This is a genomic window from Frankia sp. CcWB2 (assembly GCF_977927585.1).
This window is the reverse complement of sequence record NZ_CDWRCM010000122.1, coordinates 7,084-9,269: the sequence shown is the minus strand read 5'-3', so window position 1 is coordinate 9,269 and position 2,186 is coordinate 7,084. Positions and strand designations below refer to the sequence as shown.

Sequence of the window (2,186 nt, the reverse complement as noted above, 5' to 3'; positions counted from 1 at the left end):
GGTCCAAGCCACTCGGCCGGCTAGAACTCGGCCGGCTCCTGCCCGGCCGGGCCGATATCGAGAGCATGCGCCGCCAGCCAGGCCGTGACCTGCTCGCGGGGATGACCGTTGCGGTGGTCGCGCTGCCGCTCGCGCTGGGATTCGGGGTCTCCTCCGGCCTCGGCGCGACCGCCGGGCTGGTGACGGCGATCGTGGCGGGTGCTCTCGCAGCGGTCTTCGGGGGGTCGAACCTGCAGGTGTCCGGGCCGACCGGCGCGATGACCGCCGTGCTCGTGCCGATCGTGCACCGGCACGGGCCGGCCGGTGTGCTGACCGTCGGGCTGCTCGCCGGGATGATCCTGCTCGCACTCGCAGTCCTGCGGGTCGGCCGCTCCGTGCGATATGTGCCGGCGCCCGTGGTGGAGGGATTTACCGTCGGCATCGCCGCGGTGATCTTCCTTCAGCAGGTTCCCCCGGCCCTGGGAGTACGCGCCCGGAACGGTGACCGGGTGACCAGCGTGGCCTGGGCGGCTGTAGCCGACTTCGTCCACCGGCCGCACTGGCTCGCACTTGCGCTCGCCGTCGGCGTCGCGGCGACGATGCTGGTCGGCGCCCGGCTGCGGCCCACGGTCCCGTTCTCGCTGCTCGCCGTGGCCCTCGCGACGGCCCTCGTCACGGCCCGCGGGTGGGACGTCACGACCCTCGGCGCGATCCCCGCCACCCTGCCCGGTCCCTCGCTCGGCTTCCTCGACATCACCGCGATCCCGACGCTCGCCACGGCCGCCGTCGCCGTGGCCGCGCTCGCCGCCCTGGAGAGCCTGCTCTCGGCCAGTGTCGCCGACGGGATGACCGTCGGCCAGAACCACGACCCCGACCGGGAGCTGTTCGGCCAAGGGCTGGCCAACCTTGCCGTCCCGCTGTTCGGCGGGGTGCCCGCCACCGGCGCGATCGCCCGCACCGCGGTCAACGTCCGCTCGGGTGCCTCGTCCCGGCTCGCCGCCCTCGCGCACGCCGTGGTCCTCGCCGGGGTGATGCTCGCCGCCGCCCCCCTGGTCGCGTGCATCCCGCTCGCGGCGCTCGCCGGTGTTCTGCTCGCCACGGCGGTGCGGATGGTCGAGGTCTCCTCGTTGCGCACCCTCGGCCGTGCGTCACACTCCGATGCCCTGGTCATGGCGCTGACCGCCGGGGCGACCCTCGCGCTCGACCTCGTCATCGCTGTCGTCCTCGGCCTCACGGTCACCGGCGCCCTCGCCCTGCGCGCGATCGCCCGAACCGCGCGGGTCGAGGAGGTGCCGCTGGACCCTGGCGATCATCACGATTCCGAACACGCGCTGCTCGCCGAGCACATCGTCGCCTACCGTATCAACGGCCCCCTGTTCTTCGCCGCCGCCCACCGCTTCCTGCTGGAGCTCACCGAGGTAGCCGACGTCGAGATCCTCATCCTCCGGCTGTCCCGGGTCAGCGCCGTCGACGGCACCGGCGCCCTCGTCCTGCGCGACGTCATCGACCGGCTCGAACACCGCGGCGTCAAGGTGTATGTGTCAGGGCTGCGACCCGAGCATGCCAAAGCGGTGGCCGCCGTCGGTCTGGTGGACCGGCTACGCGGCCAGGGACGCCTGTTCGACTCCACCCCGTCGGCCATCCAGGCCGCCCGGGACCATCTCCACCACACCGGCGCCCTGGCTGCCGTCCCCACCGACCTGAGCCGGCGCGGCGTCAGCCGCGGTCGCGCGGCTCGCAACGCAGCTCGCCCCGCAGGGGACTCTGGTCCCACCGACCGGAGGCGGCGATCGACATGACGGATGTGCCCCAGGCAGGAATCGGACCTGCGGCCTACCGCTTAGGAGGCGGTCGCTCTATCCACTGAGCTACTGGGGCCGGCGAGGGACATCGAGTCTGGCTCGTGCAACAGATCATACGGGGTCGCGGAGCGGCCGGCCCGGGGGACACCATGGATCCCGCTCGGCAGGGCATCCGCACACCGTCCACAGCCCGCCGACACGCTCGATCTACTGCAACGACCGATTATTACCGAAGGCTCATGACAGCCATCGAGGACCGTGGCCGCCCGGCACTGTGTACCGGCGCGGCGCGGCGCGATCAGCCGAACTGCTCGGCCATCTCGACGAGTTCCTTGCATTTCGGACAGATCGGGAAACGCGAGGGGTCCCGCACCGGTTCGAACTTGTAGCCGCACAACGCCGTAA

At 72.1% G+C, this 2,186-nt stretch carries 2 protein-coding genes and 1 tRNA gene; 1 reads left to right on the top strand and 2 read right to left on the bottom strand.

The window, feature by feature from the left end; all coding sequences use genetic code 11:
• A partial coding sequence (locus ACY45C_RS13765; RefSeq protein WP_462188006.1) for a SulP family inorganic anion transporter occupies positions 1–1,778 on the top strand: 1,778 nt, incomplete at its 5' end.
• Positions 1,779–1,784: 6 nt separating this feature from the next.
• On the opposite strand, the gene ACY45C_RS13760 is transcribed toward ACY45C_RS13765, so the two are convergent.
• Positions 1,785–1,857 (bottom strand) — tRNA-Arg (locus ACY45C_RS13760).
• A gap of 222 nt (positions 1,858–2,079) precedes the next feature.
• On the bottom strand, positions 2,080–2,186 hold a 107-nt coding region (locus tag ACY45C_RS13755; protein ID WP_462188010.1), incomplete at its 5' end, for a DUF3039 domain-containing protein.